The organism is Acinetobacter sp. GW821-FHT09D10, from assembly GCF_059416285.1.
This window is the reverse complement of record NZ_JBWKOW010000007.1, coordinates 48,385-63,030: the sequence shown is the minus strand read 5'-3', so window position 1 is coordinate 63,030 and position 14,646 is coordinate 48,385. Positions and strand designations below refer to the sequence as shown.

13 protein-coding genes are annotated in these 14,646 nt (G+C 39.1%); 5 read left to right on the top strand and 8 right to left on the bottom strand.

Annotated features, from left to right (window positions below; all coding sequences use genetic code 11):
• Positions 1-29: 29 nt before the first annotated feature.
• Positions 30-590: a TetR/AcrR family transcriptional regulator gene (locus AC07M3_RS15155; RefSeq protein WP_494567673.1), complete on the bottom strand. Its 561-nt coding sequence runs from the start codon at positions 588-590 to the stop codon at positions 30-32.
• A 707-nt stretch (positions 591-1,297) separates the two neighbouring features.
• Here AC07M3_RS15155 and AC07M3_RS15150 point away from each other — a divergent pair.
• Positions 1,298-1,714: an NF045616 family extracytoplasmic (lipo)protein gene (locus tag AC07M3_RS15150; RefSeq protein ID WP_494567672.1), complete on the top strand. Its 417-nt coding sequence runs from the start codon at positions 1,298-1,300 to the stop codon at positions 1,712-1,714.
• A 53-nt stretch (positions 1,715-1,767) separates the two neighbouring features.
• On the opposite strand, the gene AC07M3_RS15145 is transcribed toward AC07M3_RS15150, so the two are convergent.
• From AC07M3_RS15145 to AC07M3_RS15130, 4 genes are all read right to left on the bottom strand, one after another.
• Positions 1,768-2,259 (bottom strand): flavin reductase, encoded by a 492-nt coding sequence (locus AC07M3_RS15145; protein WP_092710192.1) that lies wholly within the window; start codon positions 2,257-2,259, stop codon positions 1,768-1,770.
• 187 nt (positions 2,260-2,446) lie between these two features.
• Entirely contained in the window at positions 2,447-3,490 is a 1,044-nt protein-coding gene (locus tag AC07M3_RS15140; RefSeq protein WP_494567671.1) for a methionine synthase, read from the bottom strand.
• Between the two features lie 21 nt (positions 3,491-3,511).
• Positions 3,512-4,498, bottom strand: coding sequence for a DUF1852 domain-containing protein (locus AC07M3_RS15135; protein ID WP_494567670.1), 987 nt, complete (start codon positions 4,496-4,498; stop codon positions 3,512-3,514).
• A gap of 365 nt (positions 4,499-4,863) precedes the next feature.
• Complete coding sequence (locus AC07M3_RS15130; protein WP_494567669.1) at positions 4,864-5,736, bottom strand: LysR family transcriptional regulator; 873 nt, start codon at positions 5,734-5,736, stop codon at positions 4,864-4,866.
• A gap of 255 nt (positions 5,737-5,991) precedes the next feature.
• Here AC07M3_RS15130 and AC07M3_RS15125 point away from each other — a divergent pair, with 255 nt between their 5' ends.
• Positions 5,992-6,600, top strand: coding sequence for a LysE family translocator (locus tag AC07M3_RS15125; protein WP_494567668.1), 609 nt, complete (start codon positions 5,992-5,994; stop codon positions 6,598-6,600).
• 86 nt (positions 6,601-6,686) lie between these two features.
• On the opposite strand, the gene AC07M3_RS15120 is transcribed toward AC07M3_RS15125, so the two are convergent.
• Positions 6,687-7,712: a fatty acid desaturase gene (locus AC07M3_RS15120; RefSeq protein ID WP_494567731.1), complete on the bottom strand. Its 1,026-nt coding sequence runs from the start codon at positions 7,710-7,712 to the stop codon at positions 6,687-6,689.
• A 217-nt stretch (positions 7,713-7,929) separates the two neighbouring features.
• Here AC07M3_RS15120 and AC07M3_RS15115 point away from each other — a divergent pair, with 217 nt between their 5' ends.
• Complete coding sequence (locus AC07M3_RS15115) at positions 7,930-8,937, top strand: AraC family transcriptional regulator (RefSeq protein ID WP_494567667.1); 1,008 nt, start codon at positions 7,930-7,932, stop codon at positions 8,935-8,937.
• 60 nt (positions 8,938-8,997) lie between these two features.
• Here AC07M3_RS15115 and AC07M3_RS15110 read toward each other — a convergent pair whose 3' ends face one another.
• Together AC07M3_RS15110 and AC07M3_RS15105 are read right to left on the bottom strand one after the other, a co-directional pair.
• A complete protein-coding gene (locus AC07M3_RS15110) occupies positions 8,998-10,365 on the bottom strand; it encodes an amidohydrolase (RefSeq protein WP_494567666.1) in 1,368 nt (455 codons plus the stop codon).
• 33 nt (positions 10,366-10,398) lie between these two features.
• Positions 10,399-11,784 carry a long-chain fatty acid transporter gene (locus AC07M3_RS15105; protein WP_494567665.1) on the bottom strand — a complete coding sequence of 462 codons (1,386 nt, stop codon included), beginning with the start codon at positions 11,782-11,784 and terminating at the stop codon, positions 10,399-10,401.
• 297 nt (positions 11,785-12,081) lie between these two features.
• Between AC07M3_RS15105 and AC07M3_RS15100 the strand changes: the two genes are divergently transcribed.
• Entirely contained in the window at positions 12,082-13,011 is a 930-nt protein-coding gene (locus AC07M3_RS15100; protein ID WP_092710174.1) for a LysR family transcriptional regulator, read from the top strand.
• A gap of 278 nt (positions 13,012-13,289) precedes the next feature.
• Positions 13,290-14,600 (top strand): MFS transporter, encoded by a 1,311-nt coding sequence (locus tag AC07M3_RS15095; RefSeq protein WP_132072173.1) that lies wholly within the window; start codon positions 13,290-13,292, stop codon positions 14,598-14,600.
• Positions 14,601-14,646: the final 46 nt, after the last annotated feature.

The window sequence follows — 14,646 nt, the reverse complement described above, 5'->3', positions numbered from 1 at the left end:
AAATAAATTATCTATTAAAAAGCCATCTCTCAGATGGCTTTACCCCTCCCCCAAAACTTCTCCAACACCACATCCCTTTCATCCAAACTGTTTGAGCTTAAAACTTGTAGCATCAAGCCATCAATTAAGTTTAAAACCATGTTGGCATCGGGTTTGAGTGTGTTGTTTTCTAGACTAAAGACCAAATCAAAAAGCTCTCGAAGCAGCCATTTTCGATATTCAACAGCCATGCGGTAAGCCGTTGGATAAAGCTGTTTTATTTCAAAAATAGCTTTAAACAAAAGGTGGTAAAGGCTATTCACATCAACATGTAAACGGACAATTTCTTTGAGTTTATCGCTTGGTTTTGAGTAGCGGTGTGAATAGACAATTGCCAGAACTTCTTCTTTAAGTCGGTTTTTTTGAAAGATTAAACACATTTCAACCAGCTTTTCTTTTGAGTGAAAGTAGTTATAAAGCGTGGCTTTTGGAATTTTAGTTTCTTTGGCAATTAGGTCTACGCCCGTGTTGTGAAATCCATAGAGATTAAATAGATCTATTGCGGTATGTATTGCTTTTAATTTTTTTGAAGCCGTTTCTAAAGTTGGCATAGTTTTACCTTTTTAAATTCTTGTTGTTTCTAAATGAGATAAAAATCCTGTGCCCTTTCTGGGAGAAAAAAAGGCACAGCAAAGCCGCAAGACGGTGCTTGGCACATCTCAAGTTTTGTGGTTGCTAAGTTTTAAGTAAAAATGACTTAAAGCCTGAAAACCTTATGGCATTCAAGCTGCTTTAAATTTTTAAGTTGTGTCGTTATAGCTTTTGGCAAGGGCTGCCAAGAAATAATGGATGTGCATAGCCAACTCCTGATTTTGGGAGTTCTGCCAAAGCATTCATTTGGAATTATGGTGGCAGAACGAGAAAGGGTTGACAGACTGGTGAAAGATATAACCAGCACACCCGAAGGTGTCCCTCTCCCGTCCTACCGCTACGGGAGGAGACGAGGAGTTTACGCATAAGACTATTCCTCAGAAGGAATAACTCTGATGCGATCTTTCATTCAGCCTGTCAAAGCTGGCTGGCAATGTAGGCCAGCAGGCAAAGGATAATCTGAGAGTTTAGATGTGTCAATGTAGCTTTTATGCCAAGTATTTAAATTTCTTATTATTTTTCATTAGATTAAATTAATTATTATTTTAGATATTATATTTAATTGTATTTATATATTTTTTAAAAAGAGTCAAATGCAGTAAGCTAATACTTATAATTTTTTACTTTTTGATTTTGATCATTTTTATACAACTTTATGAGATCATAAATGATAAGACTATCTTCAAAGTCCATTTTATTATTAACAACTGCGTATTTATTGAATGGTTGTAGCCAAGGCCCTCTTCCATTAGAAGTTACACTACATCAGGATTATGTATGTGCCTTTACCAATAACCCTAAAAAAACGAATTATTCTTTTGATAATAAATTTTTGATTTTTATGGGGAAAGTTGACTATACAAACGGCTTCAAAAGCACTTATGAGAAAGAATATTCCAATGTTCCTTTGCCAATAGAAGAAAAAGATTGTGTAAAAATTCCTCTAAAAGAGTTTGAAAAAAATGTGGTTTATGACATTACTTTGGATATCTTCAAAACTTTTGATACACGTATTTGTGTAGTAGAACATAACAATAAGCTAGAAATTCGAGAACCGGAACCTGGTGAAACAACCTGTAAATAGGATTGTTCCTAGGCCCTCATTTCACCATTTCAGAAACAACAAAACGAGTGGGTTTAGACAGTTTCCGTCTGCCCCACTTGGTGATAAGCACGATTAAAATAAACTAAGCTTTGGTCATGCTGGCTTTGTTTAATCGCAACAATCGGACAAATCAGAATCGTGTGTGTTCCCACTTGTTGAATTTGCTCAATCTCACAATCGAAACTTACCAACGCATCATCTAACACAGGTGAACCTGTTTCTAACTCAATCCATTCGCCATGTTTAAAGCGTTCTTCTGGCGTGAGTTTAGACGAAAATGCTTTTGAAATATGTTCGTGGTGTGCGCCTAAAACATTCACAGTTAAGATTTTGTTATCTAGGAAATGTGCATGTGAACTCGCAGATTGGTTCATACAGACCAATAATGTCGGTGGTGTGTCAGTCACACTACAAACAGCAGAGGCAGTAAATCCAAAACGGCCAGACATGCCTGCCGTAGTCACAACACTAACCGCACTTGTGAGTAAAGACATTGCATTTCTAAAGTCTGTTGCTTGAACCATGACATTATTCCTAAATTGAACCGTACCTTGTCCTGAGTGTTTGCTATACCGCCCAACTCCATCAGGAAGGTACTTGATCGACATGCGTTCTGAGTAGAACGACATGTAGTAAGTAAAATGAGGGTTACTTGTTTGATTATCAACTCACATCAAAAAAGTAACCCTTTATACCACTTATTGGTAAATATTAAGCAGAGAGTTCAAAACCCGTAAGTTCTCTACGAACGATTTCTGCACCTGCACTTAAAGCATTTAACTTGCCACGTGCCACTTCACGAGAAAGAGGTGCCATGCCACAGTTTGTGCAAGGATAAAGTTTGTCGGCATCTACAAACTGAAGTGCTTTACGAAGTGTATTGGCAACTTCTTCTGGTGTTTCAATCTGGTTAGATGCAACATCAATTGCGCCGACCATGACTTTTTTACCGCGAATAAGTTCAAGTAAATCGATAGGCACATGTGAGTTGTGACATTCTAACGAAATGATATCGATGTTAGATTTTTGCAGTTTCGGGAAAGCTTCTTCGTATTGGCGCCATTCCGAACCGAGTGTCTTTTTCCAGTCAGTGTTGGCTTTAATACCGTAACCGTAGCAAATGTGGACCGCAGTTTCACATTTTAGACCTTCAATTGCACGCTCTAAAGTCGCAACGCCCCAGTCATTTACTTCGTCAAAGAAGACATTAAATGCAGGTTCGTCAAACTGAATGATGTCTACACCAGCAGCTTCTAACTCACGCGCTTCTTGGTTCAAAATTTTAGCAAATTCCCAAGCAAGTTTTTCACGGCTCTTGTAATGACCATCGTAAAGCGTATCAATCATAGTCATTGGGCCAGGTAATGCCCATTTAATTGGTTGATTGGTTTGCTGACGTAAAAACTTAGCATCTTCAACAAACACAGGCTTTTGACGAGACACAGCACCCACGACAGACGGTACGCTTGCATCGTAACGGTCACGAATACGAACGGTTTCGCGCTTCTCAAAATCTACGCCATTTAAGTGTTCGATAAACGTGGTCACAAAGTGTTGGCGGGTTTGTTCACCATCGCTCACAATGTCGATGCCAGCAAGGCGCTGTTCGTGCAACGCTAAACGTAGCGCGTCTTTTTTACCTTCAAGCAGACCTTCGTTTTCGAGTTTCCAAGGCGACCAAAGCTTTTCAGGTTCTGCAAGCCAAGACGGTTTAGGTAAGCTGCCAGCAGTTGAAGTTGGTAATAATTTTTTCATGATCAATGACCTATATGTAGATTAATTAAGAGCGTAATTAGCAGACCACTGCTCAAGAATCGCTTGGTATGGTTTGATAAATTGCTCTTCAACAAACTTCCCCTGCTCAATAGCCAAACGGCTACGTTCTTCTCGGTCATACACAATTCGAGTAAGTGAGTAATCTTCATTCTTCAAACTTGGCTGATAAGATTTTCCAGCGACTGAATTTGCGTTGTAAATTTCAGGGCGGTAAATCTTTTGGAACGATTCCATGGTGCTGATAGTGCTGATCAACTCAAGGTTGGTGTAATCACTCAGCAAATCACCAGTAAAATAGAACGCCAAAGGTGCAGCACTGTTTTTCGGCATGAAATAGCGAACTTTTAAGCCCATTTTTTGGAAATATTCATCAGTTAATGAATAGTCTTCTTGCTTATATTCCACACCCAAAACTGGATGTTCGTTTTCAGTGCGGTGATACACTTTAGTGGTTGAAACACTTAAGCAAATCACTGGCGCTTTTTTAAAGTTTGCTCTGTAAGTCTCAGAGTTAATAAAGCTCTTAAACAAGTTACCGTGCAATTCGCCAAATTTCTCTGGAGTGCTAAAAGTAGACTGATTTTTATTGTGGTCTAACAAAAGCACACTAAAGTCATAGTCACGTACATAAGACGAGAAGTTGTTGCCTACAATGCCTTCAATACGTTCATTGGTCTTTTTATCAACAATATTGGTTTTCAATATTTCGATTAAAGGAAGCGCACTGTTATGGCTTGCAGCATCAACATTCATTTCAACTGAAATGATTTCAAGTTCAACCGCATAGCGATCGCCTTTAGGGTTGTCCCAATGAGCTAAAGTATTAAAACGATTGTCGATCATCTGTAATGTGTTGCGCAGATTCTCTTGGCGGCTCATCCCTCTCGCCAAGTTAGCAAAGTTGGTTGTAATACGCGTATTGTCTGCTGGACGATAGTTTTCATCGAAACAAATACTCTTAATCGTAAATGTAAATTCTTTACTCATTTTGATCAGTACCCTAATTTCTGAGATAAACCTAAAAATATTTCGAGCTCTTTTTAAACTTTCCAGCCTTATCAGATTTGTGCCTTATGGTCTTATCAAAGTGAATTACTGGAGCGCTTCAGAGCATGAATAGATTTATACCGCAATCACAACATGAATAAAAATGATTTAGTCTCATTCAAAACTGAGTGAAATTCATGTTTAGGGTTTAATAAATAAGTATGAAGTTAAATATTTTTCATCTTGGGGAATTTTAAACAGCAGAAATTCAATATACGGCGGACGTGTAAAGCCCTTACCAATTTTAAAATTTATTATTATCTTCAATATGTTAATCAATAAAAACTTAGGAAGGATGGATAGGCCTAAAGTAATTTATGCTGACTCTCGATCATCTCTGTTTTTAGCCATTCTAGAAAGATAATCTTTCGCGGGTCTTCTTCAAAAGCGCTATGAGAAAGTAAATAATAGGCTGAACCGTCTTGTACAACTGGTGAAATTTTTTGCAGTAAGTTCCACTCAAGCTCTTTTTCAATCATATAAATTGAGATGACTGTTGCGCCGAGTCCAGCCAAACAACCTTCTAAACATAGATAAAAATGCTCAAGTTCAACTTTAGCATAGCCTTTTAAACTCTGCTTTAACTCAGCAATGAGGCTAATGTTTTTGAAAAAATTTGGTCTAGAAGTCGAGATAAGTACATCGTTTGTTTCCGATGACTTTGTTGCTTGAATCATTGCAATGTATTCATCGGCAATTTTCTCGCTATAAATATGCTCTCCCCAATCAAAGTCATTTCTGCGAATTGCGATATCAATATTATCTTTTTCAAAATCGACCACCCCACCTGCTGTGAGTAACACCACATCAAAATCATGTCCAAGCTTTTTAAATTTTGATAACCGCGGTATGAGCCATTTCATCGAAAGCGTCGGTTCACACGACAAAACCAGTTGTTTGTTATGAGTTTTAGGCTGGCTTAGCTCTATTAAACATTCATCGAGTTGACCAAAAACCTGATGGCAACAATTCAATAAAATTTCGCCCTGCTCGGTCATCACTAATGTTTTATTTTTACGATCAAACAAAGTCGTATTTAAAGACTCTTCTAAATTATAAATCTGTTTACTGACCGCACTTTGCGTCACAAATAATTTCTTTGCGGCTAAAGTGACGCTGCCATACTTCGCCACAAAATAGAAAAATTTTAATGAATTCAGTGATATTCTTTCGATCATTCCAAAAACTCATAAGTGGTTAGTCGTTTTTATCGATTTTTATTTTTAGGTTTCTGTTCAAAATAAAAATCATCTTTATTAAAACCCATTTTAGATGATGAAAAACATATTGAATATCGATACCTATCTGCACAGCCGTATAAATACAATTTCTTATTCGAAAAAAATAGCTGCTTTAGACAAAAGATCTACCCTCTTCAATACATTCCAAAAAGTACAGAGTAGCTCCCTCGTTTTTAGTGAGGGTACAAGATAATGGCAGAGTTTATCGCAGTTATTCTGATTACGATTTTGGCAGTGGTAAGCCCCGGAGCTGACTTTGCGATTGTCACGAAAAATAGTTATCTGTACGGCAGAAAAATAGGTGTTTTCACTTCACTCGGAATATCACTTGGCGTATTGGTTCATGTGACCTATACACTTGTAGCTGTTGCCTTTGTAATGACTTATACGCCGCAAATTTTGAATATTGTTAAGTATATTGGTGCGCTTTACCTGATCTATATTGGCTATAAAACTTTTACGCAAGAACCTGTTTTAGACTCTGCTGCTTTAACTTCTATAGGTACTTTCCAAGCCATAAAATACGGCTTCCTTACCAATGCTTTGAACCCTAAAACCACGCTATTTGTGATTAGCACCTATACTCAAATTGTAAGTTTAACCACACCTAAAACGATTCTTTTGGCCTATGGCTTTTTTATGTCATTTGCCCATTTCGTATGGTTTTCACTGGTGGCTGTACTGTTTTCGTCCATGCTGTTAAGGCAAAAAATGTTAGCCAAGCAAGTGCAAATTAATAAGGTGATTGGCTCAATTTTATGTGCTTTAGGCGTTATTCTTCTTTTTACTCAGTTTCAGTAAAGCTACTTCATTTTTAAGAAATTGTAGAGTGGGACTGAGCCCTAGATGCAGAACTCAGTCCATTCAAGCGAGTTAAGAATCTACTTTTAAGTATTCGATTCAGATAAATTATTTACATTCCAACGATTCGCTCTTTTAAATGTTCCGACATCGTTAAACCGCACTCCCATATCACGCATGACTTTATGGGCAACTGGCGCGGTCATTTGGCGAATATAGAAAGGCTCTTTCACCACAAAATGATGGATGGCATGTGTTGAGCCAAAGTTAAAGCAAAACAGTTGAAACGGCATCATCCACCACGGCGTTAATACTTGAGTTTGTTGAATCACATTGCCCAATTCAACATCACCGTAGTAATGCATATTGCTTGTCACAAAGTGCAGGCAGAAGGTACGCAGCACATTTGGCGCAATCCACACCACAGTCAAAATATTAATCACATGCATAACATTTAGCGTTGTAGCTGACCATGCAATCGGTGCATTTGCCAAGCTTGAAACCATATCAACTGCATGGAAGCCTAAAAAGATATACCACAGCGACCAGTGAATAATTCCTAGCGGAAAATAAGCCATAAATGCACGTTTAAAAATTACTTTTCTAACCGTCCAATTATTTGCAGCCATAATGCGTAGCAAAACTGCAAAACCATTGTCACCAATCGCGACGAGTCGGCGAATGCTCCACTGCTCTCCATTGGTTAAAGCTCTTTCTTCTAAATCGACTTCAGTGCCTGAATTTTTATGATGATTAAAATGCAGCTCACGGCGTTTCCACGGGTTAATGGTACTTGGGCGAGCTAACCACACTAAGCCCATCATTAAATGATGTGCCCATGGTTTTTTTCTAAAATACATCCAGTGAATGAGGTCGTGTTCTAACTCATGGGTAAGAGATGCAAAAAACGCAATAATTGGAATTGCGAACCAAGCTGAAAGCTGATGATTGATATAGAGTACGGCTGTAGCAATCATTCCAACAAGGGAAACAAATAGAATCATCGCCCCTATTGCGTTTTGATGGTTCAAAATGGGATGGCGCTTGCGTAAAGCCACGCCTTCCGCTGTGACCACTTTTTTAATGTGTTCCGTTTTTTCGCTATCGGTCATTCCAGCAGGATTTTTATATATGTAGGTCATCCGTTATTCCTCAGTTTTCTCATGCCCCTACTTTATTTATATCTATGTTTGTACGCTTAGCTCGAAACGCCAATCTATTGGCTATGGATGCCAAAAATAAAAATATTCAAAACAAACAAAAGTTTTTTTAGTTTTGAATCTTTTATACTGTTAACAGGAATATGAGTCACAAGTTATAGGACATAACATGCCACAGACAGCAACGGCACTGGCTAGCTGGGTTAAAGCGATTCAAAAAGCGCTTGAGAAAGCAGGTGTGGATAGCCAACCTTTATTAAAACAAGCAGGTTTAGATGTACAGGCCCTAAATGATCCAGATGCACGCTATTCATTAAAAAACACAGCAAATTTATGGAAACTAGCCGTTCAAGCGACTCAGGACTCGTGCTTTGGCCTTAAAGTTGCTAGCCAAGTCAACCAAAATACATTTCATGTGTTGGGCCATTCACTCATTACCAGCACCACCCTAAAAGAAATGTTTTTAAGAATTATTCGTTACTTCCGTATAGTGACCGACATTCCTGAACTTGAATTTTATGGAGATGACAAAAATCATTATTTCGTTATTCATGTTCCCGACGAAGTTCAACCCGAATCTATCGATGCTTTTATCTCTGTTTTTATTCGTTCAAGTCGTGCGTTACAGGGTTCTGTTTTTTCGCCCTTACGCATTGAGCTGAGACGCTCAAAGCCACAAGATCTGGAAACTTTTCAGAGTATTTTAAAAGCCCCGATTGTGTTTAATGCACCCAAAGACATGATTGTGTTTGACACGGCAACCATAGAGCAGCCTTTAGATGGTGGGAATCCACACCTTACCCAAGAATATGATGAGATTATTAATCGTTATCTGGCTCGATTTGATAAAGAAAACATATTGGCTCGTGTGAAAGTAAAACTCATTGAAAAATTATCTACAGGTGACTTTCAACAGCAAGACGTTGCGAAAAGTTTAGGCTTAAGTATACGGAGTCTGCAACGCAAACTTTCGGCAGAAAATACCTCTTATAGCGAGCTACTCGACAATACACGGCACGAACTGGCTTTGTCTTATATCAAAAATTCAAGCCACAATATTACCGAAATTGCCTATATTCTTGGGTTTACCGATGTGAGTAGTTTTACCCGCGCTTTTCGACGCTGGACAGATTTATCACCGCTACACTATCGAGAAAAACATCTGTCTTGTTCTTAAGTTTCTCAAAATTTTAAATAAAAAAAGATGCCTCCATGTGCATCTTTTTTTATGAGCATCTTATTTTTTATTTAATAGTTCGAGCATAGACACAGTGGTGACTTTAGCCCCGACAGGCAAGGCTTTTAAATCTACAACATAGTTTGGACTATGCGGAATATAAGGCACAGGTTTGCCTTGCTTGACTGCACTGGCAAACACAACCGGATCTGCCACGCCAATGAACATAAAGTTAAATGGAATGTCTTTTTGATCACCTAAGAGATGGTGAACATCTTCAGAACCCATAACGGCGGGATAATCAGTTAGAACATGTTTGTCGCCTAGCAAAGCTTTTAGTGGTCCATTTAAACGCGCAGAGAACTCTTTATTATTGACTACAGGCGTACTTGAACCCTTAAAGGTAAAAGTAGGCAATTGATCTTTACCCATGCCCTGCATTTCGGCAGCACCTTCACTCATGAACTTAATGTTATTTAACATGGTTTCGCGTACTTTTGGATCAAACCAGCGCAAGTTCATTTTGACCAGTGCAGTAGAAGGAATCACGTTATTCGAATTTCCAGCTTGGATCGATCCAATCGATAAAACTGCTGCTTGTTGAGGGTCGACTGCGTTACCCATAATAGTTTGATATTGAGTTACTGCATTTGCCGCCATACTAATTGGGTTCTTGGTGAGCATCGGCAAGGAGCCATGTCCACCCACACCTTTAAATAAAACATCGAGCTGATCGGTTCCCGCCATACGTGGTCCTGGTGCATTAATGACGACTCCAACAGGTGCTGGTGTGGTATGCACTGCAAAGAAATAATCAGGTTTTGGTAAATTATATTTCGTCCACAAACCATCAGTCACCATGGCTTTAGCCCCCGTTATAGGCTCTTCAGCAGGTTGTGCGACTAAAATAATAGTTCCGCTCCATTCCTTTTTTAAAGTGACTAAGGTTTTTGCCATACTGAGCATCCATGTTACATGCGCATCATGACCACACATATGTGCAACAGGCGTTTCGGTTCCATCGTCAAGTTTTACCCGCACTTTACTTGCATAAGGTAAGCCAGTCGCTTCTTGAACAGTATTGGCATCCATGTCGGCACGGTACATGACCGTTGGCCCATCACCGTTTTTTAAAATTCCAACCACACCTGTTTTTGCTATTCCGGTTTTAACATCAAACCCTAATGACTTAAGCTCTTTGGCAACAATGGCAGAGGTACGCGTTTCCATAAATCCCAATTCAGGGTGCTCATGAATATCTTTATAAACCTTACTTAACCATTCTGTTTGCCCATCAATAATCGTTAATGCTTTTTGTGAGACAGTAGGTAAATTAGATGGATTTACTTCGGCATGAAGGACAGTTCCATAACCTGCAATCAAAGTCGATAACCCTAAAAATATGCCGTTTTTGATGATTTTATTCATGTAATTAAAACCTTATAAATGAATGATTTAATTTTAAAATTTATATCCTATTTTTAAGCCATAGCTTATAGAGTGATTATCCTTAAACTCACCCACATAATAGTCACTGCCTGCCTGTGCGCCAAGCTGAGCTTTTGCATCGCCTAACCAGTAATATTTCACACCACCAGAAATAAAGTATTGCGATGTTGGACTGTATTGGGCGCCCACTCCTAAGTTGTAATATCCCTTGGTTGGGCCACCCGTTGAAACTTTATCGCCTGCTCCCGAGTCCCAGCCCAATGACAAAGAACCTAGCCATTTAGGTGAAAAACGTTGCCCTAGTCCTAAATTTAAAGTCCATTGGTCATCATCATAACGAACCAAATTAAACCCTTCTGGACGGCTTGGTGTTGATAATCCCCCAATAACTTTTGAAATTTCACCAAAACGGTAAGGTTGTAGCGCCAAATCACTCCAATTTACCCAGCGCAAGCTCCCAAACAATAAAGTTCCTTGGCGTAAACCTGTTTGAAATTCTAAATTCACTGAGTTTGGAGATTTAAATTTGGTTGTGCCAGAGCCTTCGCTATTGGGTAACTCTGAAATAATGTGATTTAAATAGTTTTTCTTTTGCTCGGTCATCTGCCCGATAGAAATCATATAGTCGAGATGTTGGCTAACTAAATCGCGTCCTTGTTGAGTCGTTAACATATCTATTAACGGAGCATTTTCAGTTGCGTTTACTTTGTGGGTAATGGCTGAACGATAGGTAAGCGAAACTTTAACGGCCTTTTCAGGAATTTGATAAGCCAGTCCAGCTAACCACCCCCAATCACCCACAGTTTTAGTTTGAAAGTCATAGCCATTATAAAGACTAAATACATTGCCTCTTAAATTGACCTGACTTTTGAAGGTTTGATAAACCGGTCCGGCAAAAATATTCCAGTTTTTATTAGGCTGATATCCTGCAATGAAGCTGAAACTTTGAATATCAAATTCCGATTTTGCATTTCCTGTAGGAACTTGACCAGAAGTAGCCTTTGCAAGGCTTGTAGCCGTAATACTAGGAAGCATAACTGTGTCTTTCGGCGTTGCGACAAAGCCATTTAGTCCTGAATATTCGGTGTCAGCACCAAAAGGCTGATCGTAAAGCAACCCAAATGAATACTGCGGTGCCAACTGTAATTTTAAAGCCGCAGTCGGTCGATAATCTGTATTGGCAATATCGGAAATTGATTGATGTGAAGGGTTAGTACCAGATTCCACTCCTTTTAAATCAGTATCTGTCACACCTAAACTGGCTTCAAAGTAATTTCCCGGTTGTAAAAATGCTGATACGGATTGGCCTGTTTTATCAAATGCAGCAGCATGTAATGCACTTGTACAAATTGAAGCTATTCCCAATACTAATGTTCTATTTCTTACTACAAAAATCATGGATCCATCCTGGATTTTTTTATTTTGATTGTTCACTTTATTTAGATTTTGAGTGGTGCGCTTAGCCCCAAACGCCAAATCGTTGACTGTGGATGCCATATTAAAAATTATAAGATTGCCTCTCTGAAATGAGATAAGTCCCTTTGAACTCAAGATTAAAGACAATGATGATTTAAAACTTTCAGATAATTTTTTAAGAAACTTTTGTATTTATTGCTGTTAATATTAAAGCGCATGATAGATTTCCCAATCCTTCATATCTCTATAAATCAAGGATGATGAGCGAATACATTTATTATGGAAATCAAGCAAATAAAATATTTTTTGACGGTGGTTGAAGCAGGCAGTATTGGTAAAGCTGCTCAAAAACTCGATGTCGGTGCGTCAGCAATCAGTCAACAAATTAGTAAGCTAGAACAAGAGCTAAGCATTCGCCTATTACAGCGTAATGCTTTTGGTGTGACCCCAACTCCCGCAGGCCTCGCCTTTTTAAAACATTCTCAACTGATTTTACGTCAGATTAACTTTGCGGTAGATGCTGCTCATTCGGCACGGCTTTCAGGCCATGTCAGTCTTGGTTTTCCACCTACTATTACCGCTTTAATTGGCATCCCTTTAATGAAATTAATGTCTGAACGCTATCCAGACATTCGCCTAGAGATTGTGGAAACGCTGTCGGGCAATCTCATTCAGTCAATCAACTCGCGTCAGCTTGATATTGCCATTATTTTTACCAATGAAATTGACAAGCAATGGTCCATACAACCCTTGGTACGCGAGCAAATGTATTTAATGGCACGAAAAGAAGTGCTCGAAAAATATGGCCTTGCTGAGTGCATCCAAAGCGGCATTATTCGGTCTCAACAAATTGGTGATATTCCTTTAGTCCTACCACGTCAGCGCCACAGTTTAAGAAAACTGCTTGAGCACAAGATTGGACAACTCAATGTCGTCTATGAAATTGATGGCCTGCACTTGCTGATGGATAGCCTGATTCACCTCGACCTTGCCAGCGTACGTCCCGGAAGTGCTTGTCTACAAGAGTACAAACATAAGCTTCAACTACTTAAATTGATTGATCCTGAAGTTGAGCGAATCAATTACTTAGTCAGCCTTGCCGAAGAGGAATTATCACCGGCGGCACTCGCAGCAAAGTCGGCAATCAAAGCCTGTGTGAAAGAGTTGATTCAAAACCAAATTTGGCCATGTTCTGAAATTATTTTATAAAGGGTCATTAGTTTTATTAAAGACCTAATTAATTTTGCCCTCTCACTCCCTCCTGCTTTTTAAGATTACATTTTCATCTGAATGATAAGTGAATTTCTGTTTATCGAATTATAGATGTGTAGTTTGAACTGGAAACAAGGCATCACATTTTCTACAAAGGACACCTTTAAATCTTATCTCTAACCCATTTGCTATTTAGGTTTATTGAATGAGTCGATTTAAGGCCCTCTATTGAAGATCGTGAATGTTTCCATTTTGTCAGGCCAAGGAGGTCTCCAATGGATGTCGTGAATAACCGTAGGGCTACTTTTAAAAAAATATTAAATGTAACGAGTGGCAACTTTTTAGAACAGTACGATTTTTTTCTTTTTGGTTTCTATGCCACTTATATCGCAGCAAAATTTTTCCACTCTGAAAATGAATATGTCTCTTTAATGATGACATTTACCGTATTTGCTGCGGGCTTTCTTATGCGTCCTCTCGGCGCTATTTTCTTGGGCGCTTATGTCGACAGAGTTGGGCGACGTAAAGGTCTTATTGTGACCTTGAGCCTTATGGCAATCGGAACTATCTTAATTACCTTTGTGCCGGGTTATGAGACCATTGGTATTATTGCGCCAATTTTGGTGGTGATTGGGCGACTATTACAAGGCTTCTCGGCAGGTGTTGAATCTGGCGGTGTATCCATTTATCTAGCTGAAATTGCAACAGATAAAAACCGTGGATTTATTACCAGCTGGCAGTCTGGCAGCCAACAAATTGCGGTTGTGTTTGCAGCATTACTTGGCTACTGGCTCAACACCATTTTAACTCATGCTCAAGTGGGTGAATGGGGCTGGCGTATTCCGTTCTTAATTGGTTGTTTAATTATTCCTTTAATCTTCTTGTTCCGCCGTACATTAGAGGAAACTGAAGACTTTAAAGCTCAAAAAACTCATCCATCGACCAAAGAAATTTTCAGCACGCTTGCGAGCAACTGGCGCATCGTACTTGCGGGCATGATGATGAGTGCCATGACCACAACAACGTTCTATTTCATTACGGTTTACACCACGGTGTATGCAAAACGTACTTTAGAAATGTCGGTAACAGATAGCCTTTTAGCGACTGTGTTTGTTGGTTTGTCGAACTTCTTCTGGTTGCCAATGGGTGGCTTACTATCAGACAAAATTGGTCGTCGTCCTGTTTTAGTCGGCATTACGACACTTGCCATCTTTACCACTTACCCAGTTTTAAGCTGGTTGGTGAGTGACATTAGTTTCACCAATCTGATTATTACGCTTGCTTACTTCTCATTCTTCTTTGGTCTATACAACGGCACCATGGTCGCAACCCTCGCGGAAGTGATGCCAAAGCGTGTACGTACAGTCGGCTTCTCTTTAGCTTTTAGTCTTGCAGCAGCTATTTTTGGTGGCATGACTCCAATTGCATGTACATATCTAGTTGAACACACAGGTAACGCAAGTACACCAGCATTCTGGCTGATGTTAGCAGCGGTATGTAGCCTGATCTCAAGCTTATATCTATGCCGTGGTTCTAAACAGAAAAATACTGACGCAATTGCTGAACCTGTGAAGGTTAGCGCTTAAAACAACAACTTAACCTGAAATTTTAATGAACAGTACGGCGCATGTT